This is a genomic window from Curtobacterium sp. MCLR17_055 (genome assembly GCF_003234305.1).
In the GTDB taxonomy this organism is placed as follows: domain Bacteria; phylum Actinomycetota; class Actinomycetes; order Actinomycetales; family Microbacteriaceae; genus Curtobacterium; species Curtobacterium flaccumfaciens.
In genome coordinates, this window is sequence record NZ_QKSX01000004.1 from 78,039 (window position 1) to 91,881 (window position 13,843).

At 71.8% G+C, this 13,843-nt stretch carries 12 protein-coding genes; 7 read left to right on the forward strand and 5 right to left on the reverse strand.

Annotation, left to right across the window (positions count from 1 at the left end; all coding sequences use genetic code 11):
* Positions 1-203: 203 nt before the first annotated feature.
* The 3 genes from glgB to DEJ09_RS05020 all read right to left on the reverse strand — a co-directional run bounded on the left by glgB (position 204) and on the right by DEJ09_RS05020 (position 7,027).
* Entirely contained in the window at positions 204-2,756 is a 2,553-nt protein-coding gene (gene glgB, locus DEJ09_RS05010) for a 1,4-alpha-glucan branching protein GlgB (protein ID WP_111087804.1), read from the reverse strand.
* Complete coding sequence (locus tag DEJ09_RS05015) at positions 2,753-4,753, reverse strand: alpha-1,4-glucan--maltose-1-phosphate maltosyltransferase (protein ID WP_181433266.1); 2,001 nt, start codon at positions 4,751-4,753, stop codon at positions 2,753-2,755. Before DEJ09_RS05015 ends, glgB begins: the two co-directional genes overlap by 4 nt.
* Before the next feature lie 174 nt (positions 4,754-4,927).
* A complete protein-coding gene (locus DEJ09_RS05020; protein WP_111087805.1) occupies positions 4,928-7,027 on the reverse strand; it encodes a glycogen-debranching protein in 2,100 nt (699 codons plus the stop codon).
* 59 nt (positions 7,028-7,086) lie between these two features.
* Between DEJ09_RS05020 and DEJ09_RS05025 the strand changes: the two genes are divergently transcribed.
* The 5 genes from DEJ09_RS05025 to DEJ09_RS05040 all read left to right on the forward strand — a co-directional run bounded on the left by DEJ09_RS05025 (position 7,087) and on the right by DEJ09_RS05040 (position 10,446).
* Positions 7,087-8,268: a cysteine desulfurase family protein gene (locus DEJ09_RS05025; protein WP_111029170.1), complete on the forward strand. Its 1,182-nt coding sequence runs from the start codon at positions 7,087-7,089 to the stop codon at positions 8,266-8,268.
* 103 nt (positions 8,269-8,371) lie between these two features.
* Positions 8,372-9,175 (forward strand): hypothetical protein, encoded by an 804-nt coding sequence (locus tag DEJ09_RS05030; protein WP_111087806.1) that lies wholly within the window; start codon positions 8,372-8,374, stop codon positions 9,173-9,175.
* Positions 9,172-9,744: a hypothetical protein gene (locus DEJ09_RS05035; RefSeq protein WP_258373791.1), complete on the forward strand. Its 573-nt coding sequence runs from the start codon at positions 9,172-9,174 to the stop codon at positions 9,742-9,744. Before DEJ09_RS05030 ends, DEJ09_RS05035 begins: the two co-directional genes overlap by 4 nt.
* Before the next feature lie 4 nt (positions 9,745-9,748).
* Positions 9,749-9,946: a hypothetical protein gene (locus DEJ09_RS17910; protein ID WP_128780060.1), complete on the forward strand. Its 198-nt coding sequence runs from the start codon at positions 9,749-9,751 to the stop codon at positions 9,944-9,946.
* Positions 9,947-9,948: 2 nt separating this feature from the next.
* The gene (locus DEJ09_RS05040) at positions 9,949-10,446 is read left to right on the forward strand and encodes a hypothetical protein (protein WP_111087807.1); all 498 of its coding nucleotides are present in this window, start codon (positions 9,949-9,951) and stop codon (positions 10,444-10,446) included.
* Here the strand turns inward: DEJ09_RS05040 and DEJ09_RS05045 are convergent.
* Positions 10,439-11,074: a hypothetical protein gene (locus tag DEJ09_RS05045; protein ID WP_111087808.1), complete on the reverse strand. Its 636-nt coding sequence runs from the start codon at positions 11,072-11,074 to the stop codon at positions 10,439-10,441. The genes DEJ09_RS05040 and DEJ09_RS05045 overlap by 8 nt on opposite strands.
* Positions 11,075-11,225: 151 nt before the next feature.
* Between DEJ09_RS05045 and DEJ09_RS05050 the strand changes: the two genes are divergently transcribed.
* The gene (locus DEJ09_RS05050; RefSeq protein WP_220034911.1) at positions 11,226-11,720 is read left to right on the forward strand and encodes a GNAT family N-acetyltransferase; all 495 of its coding nucleotides are present in this window, start codon (positions 11,226-11,228) and stop codon (positions 11,718-11,720) included.
* A 143-nt stretch (positions 11,721-11,863) separates the two neighbouring features.
* On the opposite strand, the gene DEJ09_RS05055 is transcribed toward DEJ09_RS05050, so the two are convergent.
* Positions 11,864-12,886 (reverse strand): LacI family DNA-binding transcriptional regulator, encoded by a 1,023-nt coding sequence (locus tag DEJ09_RS05055; protein ID WP_111087809.1) that lies wholly within the window; start codon positions 12,884-12,886, stop codon positions 11,864-11,866.
* A 68-nt stretch (positions 12,887-12,954) separates the two neighbouring features.
* On the opposite strand from DEJ09_RS05055, the gene DEJ09_RS05060 reads away from it, so the two are divergent.
* The gene (locus DEJ09_RS05060; protein WP_071406362.1) at positions 12,955-13,842 is read left to right on the forward strand and encodes a sugar phosphate isomerase/epimerase; all 888 of its coding nucleotides are present in this window, start codon (positions 12,955-12,957) and stop codon (positions 13,840-13,842) included.
* The last annotated feature ends 1 nt before the right edge of the window (position 13,843 follow it).

A 13,843-nucleotide genomic window follows, 5' to 3' on the forward strand; every position in this document is an offset into this window, starting at 1 on the left:
GGTCCGTACGGCGAAGAAGACGCCGTCGTCACGCCGAGACGCCGCCGAATCCGGCGGCGTCTCGGCGTCTCGGGGGCGTCTCGAGGACACGACGGCGTCTCGAGCGCAACCGCTCGCCCGGCACGAGACAGACGGGAGGCCCGGTGCCAGCTGGCACCGGGCCTCCCGTCTGTCCGTCGGTCGCGTCGCGGACGCTGGCCGGGCTACTGGGCGAGCTTGAGCCAGACGGCACCGAGCGGCGGCACCACGAGGTGCGCCGAGGCGGGGCGGCCCGCCCACGGGGTGTCCTCGGCGGTGACGACGCCGAGGTTGCCGACTCCGGAGCCGCCGTACTCGGCAGCATCGGTGTTGAGCACCTCGTGCCACTCGCCGGCGGTCGGCAGCCCGAAGCGACGCTCCACCGGCACGCCGGAGAAGTTCACGAACACCGCGACCCGGTCGTCGCCGTCCTTCCGCAGGAACCCGAGGGTCGAGTGCGGTGCGTCGCCGCCCTCGAGCCACTCGAAGCCGTCGGCCGTCGAGTCGTGCGTCCAGAGCGCCGGGGAGTCCTTGTACACGCGGTTGAGCTCCGCGACGAGGTCCTGCACACCGCGGTGCCCGGGCTGGTCGAGGAGCCACCAGTCGAGGCCCTTCGCCTCGGACCACTCGGCGGGCTGCGCGAACTCCTGGCCCATGAAGAGCAGCTGCTTGCCGGGGTGCGCCCACATGAACGCCAGGTACGCACGCACGTTGGCGAGCTTCTGCCACTCGTCGCCGGGCATCTTGCCGTACAGGGAGCCCTTGCCGTGCACGACCTCGTCGTGGCTGATCGGCAGGGTGAACTGCTCGCTGAACGCGTAGACGAACGAGAAGGTGATCTCGTCGTGGTGGTAGCTGCGGTACGCGGGGTCGCGCTGCACGTACTCGAGCGAGTCGTGCATCCAGCCCATGTTCCACTTCTGCCCGAAGCCGAGTCCGCCGGCGCTCGTCGGCTGGGTCACGCCCGGCCACGAGGTGCTCTCCTCGGCGATCATGACGATGCCGGGGTAGCGCTTGTACGCCGTCGCGTTCGTCTCCTGCAGGAACGAGATCGCGTCGAGGTTCTCGCGGCCGCCGTGGATATTCGGCAGCCAGTCTGTGCGGGAGTAGTCGAGGTACAGCATCGAGGCCACCGCGTCGACCCGCAGGCCGTCGATGTGGAACTCCTCGAACCAGTACAGCGCGTTCGCGACCAGGAAGTTGCGCACCTGCGGCTGTCCGAAGTCGAACACGTAGGTGCCCCAGTCGAGCTGCTCGCCGCGGCGGGGGTCCGGGTGCTCGAACAGCGCGTAGCCGTCGAAGCGCCCGAGGGCCCATTCGTCCTTCGGGAAGTGCCCGGGGACCCAGTCCATGATCACGCCGATGCCCGCGGAGTGCAGGCGGTCGATCAGGTAGCGCAGGTCGTCCGGCGAACCGAAGCGTGCGGTCGGTGCGTAGTACCCGGTGACCTGGTAGCCCCACGACCCGCCGAACGGGTGCTCGGCGAGCGGCAGGAACTCCACGTGGGTGAAGCCGGTGTACTCCATGTGCCCGATGAGCTGGTCGGCGACCTCGCGGTACGACAGGCCGGGGCGCCACGAGCCGAGGTGCACCTCGTAGACGCTCATCGGGGCGTCGTGCGTGGTGGTCTGTGCGCGGCGCTCCATCCACGCGGCGTCGCCCTCGGACCACGTGTACGTGGACTCGGTGACGACGGACGCCGTGGCGGGCGCGATCTCGGCCTCGCGGGCGAACGGGTCGGCCCGCTCCACCCAGCCGGAGTCGGTGAGGATCTGGAACTTGTAGCGCTGTCCGACGACGGCGCCGGGCCAGAACAGCTCCCAGACGCCGAGGTCGCTCAGACGGCGCATCGCGGTGGTGCGGCCTTCCCAGCCCTCGAAGTCGCCGATCACGCGGACGGCGGTGGCCCGGGGTGCCCAGACGGCGAACGCGACACCGTCGACACCGTCGACCGTGCGGGCGTGTGCGCCGAGGTGATGCCAGAGCTGCTCGTCACGGCCCTCGCCGAACAGGTGCAGGTCGAGCTCGCCGAGCGTCGGGGCGAACCGGTACGCGTCGTCGGTGGTCCAGGTGGCGTCGTCCTCGTCCGTGGACTCGTCGTAGTCGTACTCCGACTCGACGCGGTAGCGACCGAGGGTCTCGGCAGTGGCGCCGGCCCAGAGCCCGTCGCCCTCGTGCGTGAGTTCGATGTCGTCGCCGTCGGGGCGCACGAGGCGCACCGCGCGGGCCAGGTGCCGGACGACGCGGACGCTGGTGCCACCGTCGACCGGGTGCGGGCCGAGCACGTCGTGCGGCTGGGACCAGCGGCCCTCGGCCACCTGCAGACGCAGCCAGTCCTCAATCGGAGCCGGACGCGGATCGGTGGCCGTACCGGAGGCGGCCGGAGCCGAGGCAGCAGTCGGCGCCGGAGCAGCGGCGCTGGGGGCGACGGGCGCGTCGACGGAGGCCGGACGGACCACGGGTGCAGCGCCGCCGGTCGGGGCCGTCGGGGAGTCGGAAGTCGAGGCGGCTGCGACGGGCGGCTGCCGCGGGTGCGTCGGGTCGGCGGGGTGCCCGGCGAGCGTGGCGGACTCCGCCACGCCGCGGTCGGGCGCCTCGCGCTGCGCCGGCGGAGCGCCGGGCAGGTCCTCGTCGGGCGCGGACACCTTCGGCTCGTACCGCGGCACGGCCGGCGGCGGAGGCGGCACCGGCGGGACGGCCGGTCCGCGCTTCGTGGGGTCGGTCGGTTCGGGGGTCATCGGTGGGGTCCTTCCACGACGAGCAGGTGCACGGGCTCCTGGAACGCGTCCAGGCGGACGTAGTTCGACGCGCTCCAGGTCCAGCGCTGACCGGTCACGACGTCACGGACGTCGAACAGGCCCTCGGTCGGCAGACCGAGTGCGGCGAGGTCCAGGTGCACGGTGGTCTCACGGGCGGAGTGCGGGTCGACGTTGGCGACCACGATCACGGTGTCGGGGCGCCCTGACCGGATGTACTCGCCCGACAGGTGCTTCGAGTAGACGACGATCGCCGGGTCCTCGGCGGCGTGCACGTGCAGGTTCCGCAGCTGTCGCAGCGCGGGGTGCGCCGCCCGGAGGCGGTTGAGCATCGTCACGTACGGCGCGAGCGACGCGCCCTCGGCCTCGGCCAGGGCGAAGTCACGCGGCTTGTACTCGTACTTCTCGTTGTCGATGTTCTCTTCCGAGCCCGGACGGGCGACGTCCTCGAACAGCTCGTACCCGGCGTACATGCCCCACGTCGGCGCACCGGTGGCGGCGAGTGCCGCGCGCACCTTGTAGCCGGCACGGCCGCCGAACTGCAGGTACTCGGTGAGGATGTCGGGCGTGTTCACGAAGAGGTTGGGGCGCAGGTAGTCGCTCGTCTCGTGCGAGAGCTCCGTGAAGTAGTCCTCGATCTCGTCCTTCGTGTTGCGCCAGGTGAAGTACGAGTACGACTGCTGGAACCCGGCCTCGGCGAGCGCGCGCATCATCGCCGGGCGGGTGAACGCCTCGGCGAGGAACACGGTGTCGGGGTGCTCGTCGCGGATCTCACGGATGACCCGTTCCCAGAACCAGAGCGGCTTGGTGTGCGGGTTGTCGACGCGGAAGATCCGGATGCCGAAGTCGATCCAGTGGCGCAGGACACGCTCGACCTCGGTGACCAGGCCCTCGGGGTCGGTGTCGAACTGGATCGGGTAGATGTCCTGGTAGCGCTTCGGCGGGTTCTCGGCGGTCGCGATGGAGCCGTCGGCCCGCTGCGTGAACCACTCCGGGTGCTGGGTGACCCAGGGGTGGTCGGGGGAGCACTGCAGCGCGAAGTCGAGCGCGACCTCCATACCGGTGTTCTTCGCCGTCTCGACGAAGTCGCGGAAGTCGTCCTCGGTGCCGAGGTCGGGGTGGATCGCGTCGTGCCCGCCCTCGGGGGAGCCGATCGCCCAAGGGCTGCCGGGGTCGTTCGGCCCGGGCGTGAGCGTGTTGTTCGGCCCCTTGCGGGCGGTGGTGCCGATGGGGTGGATCGGCGGCAGGTAGATGACGTCGAAGCCCATCCGGGCAACGGCGGGCAGCCGGCGGGCCGCGGTGCGGAAGTCGCCGCTCTTCCAGGAGCCGTCGGGGTTCTTCTTCGCGCCTTCCGAGCGGGGGAAGAACTCGTACCAGGCACCGACGCCGGCGCGGGTGCGTTCGACGTCGAGCAGTTGCGTGGCGGAGTGGGTCCGGAGCGAGGTGAGCGGGGCTTCCTCGACCTCGGCGACGATCCGCGGGTCGTCGACGGCGGCCAGGCGCTCGGCCGGGTCGAGGTCGGTGTCGCGGACGCGTGCGGCGGCACGGGTGGCGGCGGGGGAGTCGGTCTCCTCGGCCAGCCGGTCGAGCAGCACGGCACCGTCGAGCAGGGTCGCCTCGGTGTCGACGCCGGCCGCGATCTTCAGGCGTGCGCCGTGCAGCCAGCTCGCCCAGTCGTCGGAGTACGACTCGACGTGCCACGTCCAGACGCCGACGTGGTCGACCTGCACGGTGGCTTCGTAGCGGTCGGTGCCGGGGGCACCGAGGGTCATGGGGACGGTGCGGGTTCCACCGTCTGGGCGTTCGAGGACGAGGTCGGCGCCGATGATGCCGTGTCCTTCTCGGAAGACGGTTGCACCGAACGTGATCACCTCGCCGTCGAATGCCTTGCCGGGGAAGCCGTTCGGCGTCCTCGGGGCGAGCTCGGTGATCGGGATGCGCCCGATCTTCGGGCGGCGGGGTCGGTCTGCGGTGGCCACGGAAGCGACGCTACCCGGCGAGCGGCTCCGCGTTCCCCGGAATCGGCCCGCTGTGGAGGGCCGGGCGCGCCGTGGAGCCTGTTGAGGACCGGACGGGAGGCCCGTGGCGGGGCCGCCACGGGCCTCCCGTCCGCCACCCGGTCACGACGCCGGGCCGCACCCGCCTGCTCGGCGCTACGCCACCTCGAACAGGTGGATGCCGGGGCCGTAGGCGGTGAAGACCTGTCCGGCGGGACGGAGGCGCTCGTGGTCGCGGTGCTTCTCGCTCGACCAGGCCAGGCGGTACCCGAGGACGTCCTCGCGCACCGGCAGGGTCAGGTCTCGGGTGCGGCCGCTGCCGTGCACGACCACCAGGACGCGGTCGAAGGGCTCGTGTTCGGGCGTCGACTCGACGAAGTACTGCAGGGCGCGGTGCACGGGCTGGTCCCAGCCCTCGATGGTCATCGGGTGCCCGTCCGGCCCGTACCAGGACATCCGCGAGGCCCCGGGGGTCTCCTGCCCCTCGACGCCGAAGCGGGTGGGGCGGAGCGACGGGTGCGCCTGCCGGAACCGGGCCAGCGCGGCGACGGCCTCGGTCATCGTCTCGGCGTCCTCGTCGTCGGACCAGTCCACCGGGGTCAGGTCGTCGGACACCACGTAGGCGTTGTTGTTGCCGTGCTGCGTGCGGCTCCGCTCGTCGCCGGCGGTGAGCATCGGCACCCCGGCGGAGAGTATCAGGGTCGCCACCAGGTTGCGCATCGACCGGCCGCGCGCGGCGCGGACCCCGCGGTCGGCGGTGTCGCCCTCGATGCCGTGGTTGAACGAGCGGTTGTCGTTCGAGCCGTCGCGGTTGTCCTCGCCGTTGGCCTCGTTGTGCTTGCCGTCGTACGACACCAGGTCGAGCAGGGTGAAGCCGTCGTGCGCGGTGACGAAGTTGACGCTCGCCAGCGGGCCGCGATCGGCGCCGAAGACGTGACGCGACCCGGTCAGGGCTCCGGCGAGCGCACCGATCCCGGTCTGCGGCAGGCCGGTGCGGCGCTCCTCGGCGATGTCGGTGAGCCAGAACTGGCGGACCGTGTTGCGGAACCCGTCGTTCCACTCGCTCGTGCGGTGCCCGGCCGCGCCGAACTCCCCGGTCTTCCAGCCGTCCGGGCCGACGTCCCATGGCTCGGCGACCACCAGGGTGTCCTGCAGGTCCGGGTGGTTCCGGATGCGCTCGAGCAGCGGGTGCGACGGGTCGAACCGGTGCTCGCCGTCGCGGGCCAGGGCGGCCATCAGGTCGAAGCGGAACCCGTCGACCTGCACCTCGCGCGCCCAGTACACCAGGCTGTCGACGATGAGGTCCGCCGTCGCCTCGACCGAGGTGTCGAGCGTGTTCCCGCACCCGGTGGTGTCGTAGTAGGTGTCCCGACGGGGCGGGTCGGTCTGCGCCCAGCGGTAGCGGTTCGCGCCGTCGATGCCGCGCAGGCTCGTCGTCGGACCGCCCAGGCCCTCTTCCGCGGTGTGGTTGTAGACGACGTCCAGGACGACCTGGATGCCGGCCTCGTGCAGCAGCCGGACCATGCCCTTGAACTCGCGCAGGACGGCGTCGGCGCCCTCCTGCTGCGCCGGTGCCGAGGCGTGCGCGGCGTGCGGGGCGAAGAACCCGAGCGTGTTGTAGCCCCAGGCGTTCTGCCGGCCGGCGTCGCGGAGCCACCGCTCGGTGTCGAACGCCTGCACGGGCAGCAACTCGAGCGTCGTGACGCCGATGCGGTGCAGGTGCGCGATCGTGCTCTCGTGGGCGACCCCGGCGTACGTGCCGCGCAGGTGCTCCGGCAGGTGCGGGTTCGCGGCCGTCAGGGTGCGGACGTTCGCCTCGTAGACGACGGCACGGTCGAGCGGGACCTGCGGCTTCACGACGCCGCCCCAGTCGAACGCGTCGTCGACGACCACGCTGGTCCATCGGGGGCCGGCCGCCTCGTCGTCGCCGGTCGGCAGGATGCCACGCGCGTACGGGTCGAGCAGCGGACGCGTCGGGTCGAACTCGTGCCGCGGCCCGACCGGCCCGTCCACGAGCAGGTGGTAGCGGTCGCCGGGCACGACCCCGGGGACCTCGCCGGTCCACACGTCCGTGTCCGGCACGCGCTCGAGCGGGTACCGCGTCGGCCGCACGTCGGAGGGGTCGGCTCCGTCGGCGCTCCCCGCGCTCGCCACGACCAGGACGACGTCCGTCGCCGTCGCGGACCGCAGGGTGAACCGGGGGACGGTCCCGCCCAGGGAGAACCCCGGCGTCAGGTCGATCGCTGTCTCGTGCACGCGACAAGGGTACGAGGACCGGCGCGTATCCTGGACACTGCTCGATCCAGGGGGTGCATTTGTCGGTCTACCTCGACCACGCCGCGACGACGCCGATCCTGCCGGAGGCGCTCGCCGCCTTCACCGATGCCCTGGGCACCGTCGGCAACCCGTCGTCCATCCACAGCGCCGGTCAGCGCGCCAAGATGCTGCTCGAGGACGGCCGCGCCGCCGTCGCCCGCTCGCTCGACGCCGACCCGGTGGAGGTCGTGTTCACCTCCGGCGGCACCGAGAGCATCAACCTCGCCGTGAAGGGCCTGTTCTGGGCTCGCCAGCGCGACCGCCAGCGGCCCCGCATCGTCGTCCCGGGCGGCGAGCACCACGCCACCGTCGACACCCTGACCTGGCTGGAGACGCATGAGGGCGCTGTCATCGACGTGGTCCCGTTGGACGCGCAGGGTCGCGTCGACCTCGCCGGACTGGAGGCGCGACTCGCCGACGCCTCGGACGTCGCCCTGGTCACGTTCCTGTGGGCGAACAACGAGGTGGGCACCATCCAGCCCGTGTCACGGATCGTGGAGCTCGCGCACGCCGCCGGCGTGCCCGTGCACAGCGACGCGGTCGCCGCCTACGGGCAGGTGCCGGTGTCGTTCGCCGGGTCCGGCCTCGACGCCCTCAGCGTCTCCGCGCACAAGATCGGCGGGCCCGTCGGCATCGGTGCACTCGTGCTCGGGCGGAAGGCCACCGTCGAACCCCTCATCCACGGCGGTGGGCAGCAGCGGCAGGTGCGGAGCGGCACCCAGGACGCCCCGGCGGCTGCGGCCTTCGGTGTCGCGGCCAGCGCGGTCGTCGCCGAGCCGATGCCGCACCCGTCGCTCGTCGCCCTGCGGGACCGCCTGGTCGCCGGGGTCCGTGCGGCCGTGCCGTCAGCGGTGCTGATGGGGGACCCGGTCGACCGGCTGCCGGGCAACGCGCACTTCACGTTCCCCGGGTGTGAGGGCGACTCGCTCCTGTTCCTGCTCGACGCCGCCGGGGTCGCGGTCTCGACCGGGTCGGCGTGCCAGGCCGGCGTGCCCGAGGCGTCGCACGTGCTGCTCGCGATGGGACTGTCGGAGCAGGACGCCCGTGGTGCGCTCCGGATCACGCTCGGCCACACGACGACCGATGCCGACGTCGACGCGTTCCTGACGGCGCTGCCCGATGCCGTCGCTCGAGCCGGTGCCGCGGGGATGGCGTCGAGGGAGCCGCTGCTCGGGCGGTAGTGGTTGACTCCGGCGCAGTCGTTGCGGGTTGCGCCTGGGTGGGACACCGGCGATCTCGGCTGCGACGCTGACGCCGGTCCCTTTCCAGGGCATACTGCTGCTCGTGGTGCCGGGGCCGGACGACGTACACGACGCAGAGGACGTCCGCCGTCCAGCGCGCGTCCGACCGCCACGGGACGACAACTGGTACCGCTCGACCGAGTGGAACGACGAGATCGCTGCGGCGTTCGAAGCGAAGCTCGCACGTGCGAGATCGTCCAGGCTCGAGTACATCCGCATCCAGGGGGCGACCCTCGCCCTGCAGGGCGAGGCAGACGAGGGCGTCCGCGAGGTCGGTCGGGGGCTGCTCGTCCGGTTCATGGCGGAGATCGAGGCCGTCGGCGGGTCGCAGGCGCGCGTGAACGACGGCGGGGAGGTGCTCGCGATGTCGCTGGCGTTGTCGGGACGTCTGCGTGACGCCGCTGACGAGTACTGGAGCGTCCTCCGGCGCATCGCCGAGTGCGGCTCCGACTCGTTCACCACCGGCATGTCGGAGGTCCTCCTGGCCGAGGTGCTCCTGCAGCTCGGCGATCCCTCGTCGCTCGCCGAGGCGGACGCACTGCTCGCCGGCGCCGAGGACTCGATCCGGAGGACGGCGTTCTTCCGCGATCGCGTCGTCCGGTACCTGACAGCGCGGGCCCGCGTCGCGAGCCGACTGGGTGCCCCGGAGTCGGCATCCGGGCACGCCCACGCCGCACTGACCGTGCTCGGGATCGAGGGCAACCCGTTCCCTCGGCACCCGGGTGTCGGGGTGCCGACCGTTGATGCGGACCTGCGTGTGGAGCTGACGCGATTGGCAGAAGGGCCTCGGCCCGTGGCGGTTCGGCGACGGTCGTTCCGGTTTCCGTTCCGCAAGGGACGACCGTGACGGCGTGCATCCCGGAACCTCGAACGCCGCACCCCCGGGGGACGGGCACCACGCACGACGTCGAGGGCGGCCCCGGATGGCGAATCCGGTCCGCCGATCTCCGTCCGGTCATCACCGACCTCGCTGCGTTCCGCGCAGGATTGGCAGACGACCCGCTCCGTGAGGAGATCGAGTTGCTGTGGACCGGCAAGGCGGGTGATGCGCTTCGTCGCCTCGAACGGGTCACCTCGACGCAGCGTGTCCGAGCATTGCGGGCCGACTGCCACCGTGACCTCGGCCACACTCGCGCTGCAGTGCGCGAGTATGACCTCCTCGTCGCCGAGTGCATCGGCACGACTCGCGAGGCCACGATGCGGCAACACCGAGGCAAGGCGCTGCTCGCAGCCGGGAACGTCGACCGTGCCGTCGAGGACTTCACATTCGCCGTCGCGCTCAGACAGGCCAGTGATCCGGTGCTCCTCGCGTCGGCTGAGCAGGCACTGGCGGTCGCGCGGTCTCGGGTGGGTGACGGCACTGCTGAAGTGCTCACCGGGAGCGACGAGGTGGACGCACGTCCGCCGGTAGCCTGAGCCCGTGACCACTCCGAAACCACAGGGCAGTGCCGACCTGGTGGGTCTGCTCGTCGGTGCTCCGCTCGCGCTCATCGGGATCGTGCTGCTCGTGTCCGCAGGAAGTACGCCGACGGCCGTCCTCGGGGCCGCGGTGCTGGTCTCCGGCACCATGCTGGTGTGCACCGCCCTGCTCATCCGAGGGCTGCGCCGGGAGCGCTGACCGTGGCCACGACCAGCGGTGAGCACCGTCCGCGGAACGGCACCCGGCGGGACAGCCGCTGGGCCGTCCCGATCCGTCGGGTCTTCCCCTGGTGGTACCTCGGCGGTGCGGTGGCGACGCTGGCGATCCTGATCCTGGTCGATCCCGGCGGCAGCCAGGCCACGGTGGCGTTCTGGGGGCCGATGATCGGGATCACGATCCAGGACCGCGAGCGAGCTGCGCGTGCTCGACTGGACCGCGGCCTCCCGGTCGACCGACGGTCGCTCCTGTCGCCTCCGTGGCTCGAACCGACCTGCGCGGTGTTGCTCACCGGCGTGGCTGTCGGACTCGGCATGCTCATCAACGCGCTCTTCGGGCACGGCACGTCCGTCACGACGTGGGTCGGGGCGGGGGTGTTCCTCGGGAGCGCCGCGTCCTTGGTCGGTCTCCTGCTGGTCCTGAGGAGCCGACGCCGCCGACGGTCGAGCGGTGCGGGCGGCCAGCCGGACGACGTCAGCTGACGGGGCGCTCCGAGAGGAACCGCCCGGCTCGTCGGTACTGCACGGCCAGTTGCACGACCCCGAGCACCACCGCGAACGACGCGACGAGCTCGATCAGCTTGATGGGCAGACTGTCCGTGCTCACCGCCGTCGAGGCGGCGAACAGCATCACGGCGCCGAAGATCGGCAGGATCCCGAGCGTGGCTCGACGGTTCTGCGCGGCCACCGCGGCGACGATGTCCGCGTGCTCGTCGTCGATCGGCTCCTTGCCGGCGATCTGACGCCGCACCGACCGCTGCTCCGCGCGGGAGAGCGGGCTGCTCACCGATCGCCAGCGAGTGACGTAGTGACCGGAGCGGAAGGCCCACACGAAACCGACGATGCCGACGACCAGCCCGAGCAGCAACAGCAGGAGCTGGACGAGCAGCTGCACGCCATCGCCGCCACTCGCGTGGCTGCTCCCGGTGGCCGGCACCAGCACCAGTGCCAGGACCACCCCGACCGCCCACGACACCAGGACGAGTGCCCCCGCCCACACGAACACGCGGGTCCGGCGGCGGCGGAGCCCGTCGTCACTCTGGCCGTCGGCGAGCCGGGCGGCGGCTGCCCACCGCTCGGCTCCGGCTGGGTCGGTTGCGGGGCTGGTCATCGTTCGGGTCCTGACGTCGAGAGTCTCTCGACTCTACGGGTCACGGTCGGTGCGGGTCGCGCGTGCGACCCCGGAAGCGACTGCGGTCGAATCCGCACGAGGGGATCGCCACCGACCCGCTTCGTTGTGATACTTGGACATGCTCGAGTTGGTGAGGCCGCAGACGGCGTTGTACGAGGCGTGGGCCGAAGCGCATGCCGAGTGGGGGCCGGGTGTGCACGAGGACGGATTCGGGATCACCGCCCAGGACGACGTCGGCGACGAGGACGGGTTCCGCACCTGGGTCGGCCGACTGCACGCCAGACCCGGGGCCCTCTGGTGGATCGTCGAGGACGGCCGCGTCCTGGGCGGGATCGCACTCCGGGCGCCGGGAGACGCGGCCGGCGTGCAGCGGTTCGGCCACGTCGGGTACGGGATCCGCCCCTCGGCGAGGGGCCGAGGCGTGGCGACCTGGGCGCTGGGCCAGGTGCTCGCGCACGCATCGCGCGTCGGGATCGACCCGGTGATCGCCGTCTGCCGCGATGACAACGACGGCTCCATCGGGGTGCTCGAGCACTACGACGCCGTCCTGCTGTCGACCGAGCGCCGCGGGGGCGTGCGGCTGCGACGGTACGCGATCGCCAGGTCGCACCGGAGGCCCGGATGACGGGGCCGGGGCGGGTGTGCGAGGCGTGCGGAGGAAGACCGCGACAAGCGGGACGGACCTGCGCCGGGCCTCCCGGTCGGCCTTCCGGGTGCGCGCCGGACAGGCGGGCGCGCTGGGACCCGGGACCGTCGGCGACGTCGTCGTCAGCGGTCGCCGTCCGTCGGTCTCGGACCGCTCGTGGTGCGCCGCACCACGAGTGACACCGGTACTCGGTGCACGCGCGGCTCCGGGTCTCGCCCCTGCACGCGTTCACCGAGCCATCGTGCCGCCTGGGCCCCGATCGCGAACGTCCCGTTGTCGACCGTGGTGAGCGAGATGTGCCGGATGCTGCCGAGGTAGGTGTCGTCGTACCCGACGAGGGACACGTCGTCCGGGACGACGAGGCCGAGGTCGTCGGCCGCGGACAACGCGCCGATGGCGACGAGGTCGTTGTAGGCCACGAGCGCGGTCGGACGGTCGGCCGTGCCCAGGACTCGTCGGGCCGCCGCGTACCCGCTCTCCTCGCTCATGCCGGCCGGCACCACGACGGCGTCGGCACCGTGGCGGGTCATGGTCGCGCGGAAACCCTGCTCGCGGAGCTCTCCGACGCGCCCCGGGCCGACGAGGTGACCGATCCGGGTGTGTCCGAGCGCGAGGAGGTGCTCTGTCGCGATCGAAGAGCCGGCATGGTCGTCGTTCACGACCACGTCGGCGTGCAGGTCGTCAGGCTCGTACGTCCCGGCGAGGACCACCGGGACCTCCTGGACCGCCCGACGGAGCGCGGCGTCGTCCTCTGTGGTGCCGACCACGACGATGCCGTCCACCTGTTGTCGCAGGAGCATGTCCACGGGCGAACCGCCCACGCGCCGTGTGGTCGCCGAGTCGACCAGGATGGGTGCCAGTCCGACGGTGTCGAGCGTCGCGGTGAGTCCGGCGAGCAGGTCGACGAACCAGGGGTTCCGCAGGTCGTTCAGGAGCACTCCGACCGTGCCCGTCCGCTGCTCGCCGAGGCTCCTCGCTGCGCGGTTCGGTCGGTAGCCGAGTTCGTCGACTGCTCGTTCGACGGCCGCCCGACGGGCGTCGCTGACTCCTGGGTCGCCGCGGAGCGCGAGTGAGACCAGCGACTTCGAGACCCCGGCGCGCTCGGCGACGTCCCGGATGGTCGGAGCGTGGTGCGGTCTCGACATGAGAGCAGGCTAGTCCTATTCTGGACCGGTCCAGTTTGTTCCAGTGCTGTCCAACGAAGCGAGCGCAGATGCCCCCGAAGATCTCCATGAACGTCACGACGACGTTCCACGGCAACGTCGTCCAGGACGTCCGCCTCGCGAAGGAAGCCGGCTACGGCGGCATCGAGCTGCAGAGCCCGAAGCTCTACCGGTACCTCGATGCCGGCTACGACGTGCAGACACTGCCGCCACTGCTCGAGGGTCTCGAAGTGACGGGGCTCGGTGCCGTGCTCGACATCGAGCGTCAAGGTGCCGGTCGCGACGACTTCGTCGCGGAGGTCGAGCGGATGTGCGGTGTGGCGACCGCCGTCGGTGCGCCCATCGTGCAGCTGTGCACCGGGCCGGTCGATTCCGCCGTCGTCCGTGACCACCGCGCTGGCCGGCTGGCTGACGACGACACCCGGTACCGGGCGACGCTCGGACTCGACGAGGACGCAGCGGTCCGCATCACCGGTGCGAACGTCCGTCTGGCGGCGGACATCGCCGCGGACCACGGGCTCGAGGTCTACCTGGAGCCCCTCGCCTGGGCGCACCTCAACCGATGCCGGCACGCGCTGGACATCATCGAGGAGGCCGGGCGCGACAACGTGGGGATCGCACTCGACACCTGGCACTTCTGGACGACCGGGGACACGCTCGCCGAGGTCCGAGCGTTGCCCGCGTCCATCATCAAGGCCGTCCACCTGTCGGACGGGTTCGACCTGGACCGCGACCGGACGGTTCCCGACCAAGCCGTCCACCGCAACGTCGTCATCGGTGGCGGCGCGATCCCGCTGCAGCAGTGGGTCGACGCGATCAAGGCCACCGGGTACGACGGATGGTGGGTCACCGAGATGTTCTCCGACCGGGCGAACGAACAGGATCCCGCCGTCGTCGCACGCACCATGCACGACCTGACCGCGATCCTGGTGGGCTGAT